The organism is Deinococcus pimensis DSM 21231 (genome assembly GCF_000519345.1).
In the GTDB taxonomy this organism is placed as follows: domain Bacteria; phylum Deinococcota; class Deinococci; order Deinococcales; family Deinococcaceae; genus Deinococcus_A; species Deinococcus_A pimensis.
Genome location: NZ_KI912615.1, coordinates 8,274 through 11,969, shown reverse-complemented (window position 1 = coordinate 11,969; position 3,696 = coordinate 8,274). Strand labels below are relative to the sequence as shown.

The following is a 3,696-nucleotide window of genomic DNA, read 5'->3' as shown; positions in this document are numbered from 1 at the left end:
CCTGCGCGTCGGGGAGGTGCGCGTCACCGTGGACGGCGCCGTCATGTACGAGGGCCCCTCGTGCCTCGTGGCCGTCATGAACGGGAAGCGCTACGGCGGCGGCTTCCGCATCTCGCCCGAGTCGGACCACGCGGACGGCTGCCTCGACGTGGTCCTCGGCACCCGCGTGAACCGCGTGCAGCTCGTGCGTCTGATGGGCATGGTGATGCGCGGCGCGCACCTCGACGACCCGCGCGTCCGCTGCGGCAGCGGACGCGTCGTGCAGGTCCGCTGGAGCGCCCCGACGTACGCGCACCTCGACGGCGACGTGATCGGCCCGCGCCGCGAGCTGAAGGTGACCGTCCAGCCGGGCGCGGTGACCCTCTACTGACCTACTGGTGGTCCTTCGCGCGCGTCTCGCTCGCCGTTCTCGTCACGTCCGCGAGGGTCGTGCGGGTCCAGTGCAGGAGGTGCCGCGTGACCTCCCGTGGCGACGTGAGAGGCAGCAGGCGCGAAGTGCCCTCCACGACGCACTCCTCGACGCCCTCGGGCGTGGCGGGCGAGAGGGGATCGCGGCTCCCGCGGATCACGAGGACCGGCGTGCCCCGCAGGGCCGTGAGGGGCGGCACGCCCGACCAGGCGTCCTCCCCGAGCCACGCGTCCCACGCGGCGGGCTGGACCCGTCCGAGGTCCGTGAGCAGGAACTCCTGATCGCCGGGCGGGACGTCCGCGAGCCCCCAGGGCGCGTACGCCCCGCGCGCGGCCTCCACGTCCGTCCCGGCGGCCCTCAGCGCGCCGTACGCCTCCCGCACGCGCGCCCAGTCGCCCTCGCGCGGGGCGGGTGCGGGCGACACGAGCGCGACGCCCACGAGGCCGGGCGGCGCGTCGTCCGCGACGAGCCGCGCCACGAGCGCCGACAGGCCGTGCCCGACCAGCACGAAACGCTCGAAGCCCGCGCTCCGCACCGCCTCCTGCACGGCGCGCGCCGCCATGGCGGGCGTCACCGCGCCCGGGTCGGCGCCCGTGCCGAAGCCCGGCAGGTCCGGATGAAGCGGTCGGACCCCGCCTAGGTCCTCCGCGACGGCGCGCCACTCGTGACTCGACGCGCCCGCGTCGTGCAGCAGGATGGGGTGCGGCTCGCGGATCATCCTTCACGTCCTTCCTGCGGGACGGTCCCGCGGAACACGTCCCGGCCTGGCGCGGCGCCCAGCTTCACGGGCCGCCCCGTCCGGGCGCTCTCGTAGAGGGCCGCCATGATCCGCTGGTCCTGCAGGCCCTCCTCGCCGGGCGTGAAGGGCCGCTCGCCGCGCAGCACGCACTCCGAGAAGTGGTCGATCTCCAGCGCGAACTGATCCTGCTCCGGGATCTTCCGCTCGGAGCGCTCGCCGGGCGTCTCCACCTCCAGCCTGAGGCCCTGGTAGTCGTACGCGGGGTCCATCACGGCGCGGCCCTTCTCGGCGAGGACGTTGAGGTAGCGCGCGGTGGACGCGTCGTACGACGTGGAGCAGGTGGCGGTCACGCCGTCCGGGAAGCGCATGATCCACGCGAAGTCGCGCTCCACCTCCGTGAAGCGCTCGTCGTCCTCGGGACGCACCTGCGTCGCCAAGACCTCCAGGGGTTCCGTGCCGAGCACGAAGCGGATCGTGTTGAGGCAGTACAGGCCGATGTCGGGCAGGGGTCCGCCGCCCGCGAGGTCCATCTTGAGGCGCCACGCGCCCGGGTCGGTCTCCATCTGCGTGTTCGTGCTGTCCAGCAGGCGCGGCGCGCCGAGCTCCCCGTCCTGCACGAGTTTCCTGAGCGCCCAGTGCTGCGGCGTGTACTGGCAGCGGTACGCGATCATCAGCTTCACGCCCGCCCCGTCGCAGGCGCGGATCATCGCCTCGGCGTCCTCCACGGTGGTCGCCATGGGCTTCTCGCACAGCACGTGCTTGTTCATGCGGGCCGCGCGCTCGGTGTACTCGCGGTGCAGGCTGTTGGGCGTGACGATGTACACCGCGTGGACGTCCTCGCGGTCCCCGAGCTTCTCCAGGTCGTCGTACGACAGGGCGTCCTCGTCGCGCAGGCCGTAGGCGCGGGCGAGGCGGCGCGCGTCCTCCACGTCGCCGCTCACGAGCGCCGCGAGCCGCGAGGACTTTGACGCCTCGAAGGCGGGCAGCAGTTCTTCCGTGGTGAGCTCTCCGACGCCGATCACGGCGTAGCCGACGCGCTGGTCAGGGGGAAGCGGCTGGGTCATGGGTTCATCGTCGTGGGCCTTCCTGAGAGCTTGAGGACAGAACGCGAAGCGGGCTGTCAGCGAAGCGTCATCAACAGACAACGTGGAAGCCCGGGGCGTTCTGCCCTCGGGCTCCGAACGCCGGGTGACGCGCGCCTCAGGACGACGCGAGGTTGCCCGATCGTGGGCCGCGCCACGGCTTCCGTGCCCACCTTCCAATTCTCCCCGCGCGCGGCGCTCAAGGTGGGCGCATGAGCACGGCGCGCGCGCAGGCGAGCTGGACCCCGCACGAAAAGTGGACGCTCGGGGCGACCGTCCTGGGCTCCAGCATGGCCTTCATCGACGGGACGGTCGTGAACGTCGCGCTTCCCGCCCTGCAGCGTGACCTGAACGCGAACGTCGCGGGCGTGCAGTGGGTCGTGAACGCCTATACGCTTCTGCTCGCGGCGCTCATCCTCGTGGGCGGCGCGCTCGGCGACCGCTACGGACGCAGGCGCGTGTTCGGCCTGGGGGTGCTGGTGTTCGCGGCGGCGTCCGTGGCGTGCGGTCTCGCGCCGAACCTCACGGCGCTCGTCGCGGCGCGCGCGGTGCAGGGCGTGGGCGGCGCGCTGCTCGTGCCGGGCAGCCTCGCCATCATCGGCGCGGTCTTCGCGCGCGAGCGGCGCGGACGCGCCGTGGGCCTGTGGTCGGGCGCGACGAGCTTCGTGACGGTCCTCGGGCCCGTCGTGGGCGGCGCGCTCGTGGACGCCGCGTCGTGGCGGCTGGTGTTCCTGATCAACGTGCCGCTCGCGCTCGTCGTGGCGTGGCTGCTCACCCGCGTCCCGGAGACCCGCGAGCCGGGCGCGCGCGGCGTGGACGTGCCCGGCGCGGTCCTCGTGACGCTCGGGCTGGGCGCGCTCACCTTCGGCCTGATCCGCGCGGGCGAGGCGGGCTGGACGTCCCTCGCGGTCACCACCTCGCTCGCGGGCGCGGCGCTCCTCGCGGGGTTCGTGCTGTGGGAGGCCCGCGCCCGCGAGCCGATGCTGCCCCTCGCGCTCTTCCGCTCGCGCGGCTTCAGCGGCACGAACGGGGTCACGCTGCTGCTCTACGGCGCGCTCGGCGCGGCCCTCTTCCTCGTGCCGCAGGTGCTGATCCTCGCGCAGGGCTACAGCGCCACCCTCGCGGGCGCCGCGCTGCTCCCCATGAGCCTGCTCCTCGCGGGGCTCTCGGGCGTGTTCGGCGGGCTCGCGGACCGGCACGGTCCACGTCCCTTCCTCGTGGGGGGGCCGCTCCTCGCGGGCGTGGGCTTCGCGCTGTTCGCGCTGCCCGGCCTCGGCGGGAGCTACTGGACGACGTACTTTCCCGCCGCGCTCGCCCTGGGTCTCGGGATGGCCGTCGTGGTGGCGCCCCTCACGAGCGCCGTGCTGGGCTCCGTGGACCGCGAGCGCAGCGGCCTCGCGTCCGGCGTGAACAACGCCGTGGCGCGCGCCAGCGGTCTCCTGGCCGTGGCCGTCGCGGGGCTCGTG

The 3,696-nt window shown here is 73.9% G+C and carries 4 protein-coding genes; 2 read left to right on the top strand and 2 right to left on the bottom strand.

Features of this window, described 5'->3' with window-relative positions; genetic code table 11:
* A partial coding sequence (locus DEIPI_RS27235; RefSeq protein ID WP_045233320.1) for a diacylglycerol/lipid kinase family protein occupies nt 1–370 on the top strand: 370 nt, incomplete at its 5' end.
* 1 nt (nt 371) lies between these two features.
* Here DEIPI_RS27235 and DEIPI_RS0100165 read toward each other — a convergent pair.
* Together DEIPI_RS0100165 and DEIPI_RS0100160 are read right to left on the bottom strand one after the other, a co-directional pair.
* Nucleotides 372–1,127, bottom strand: a complete 756-nt coding sequence (locus DEIPI_RS0100165) for an alpha/beta fold hydrolase (RefSeq protein WP_027480449.1) — start codon at nt 1,125–1,127, stop codon at nt 372–374.
* Complete coding sequence (locus DEIPI_RS0100160; protein WP_027480448.1) at nt 1,124–2,212, bottom strand: Gfo/Idh/MocA family protein; 1,089 nt, start codon at nt 2,210–2,212, stop codon at nt 1,124–1,126. Before DEIPI_RS0100160 ends, DEIPI_RS0100165 begins: the two co-directional genes overlap by 4 nt.
* 230 nt (nt 2,213–2,442) lie before the next feature.
* Between DEIPI_RS0100160 and DEIPI_RS27230 the strand changes: the two genes are divergently transcribed.
* Nucleotides 2,443–3,696, top strand: a 1,254-nt coding sequence (locus DEIPI_RS27230) for a DHA2 family efflux MFS transporter permease subunit (protein ID WP_045233319.1), incomplete at its 3' end; no start/stop codon positions are given.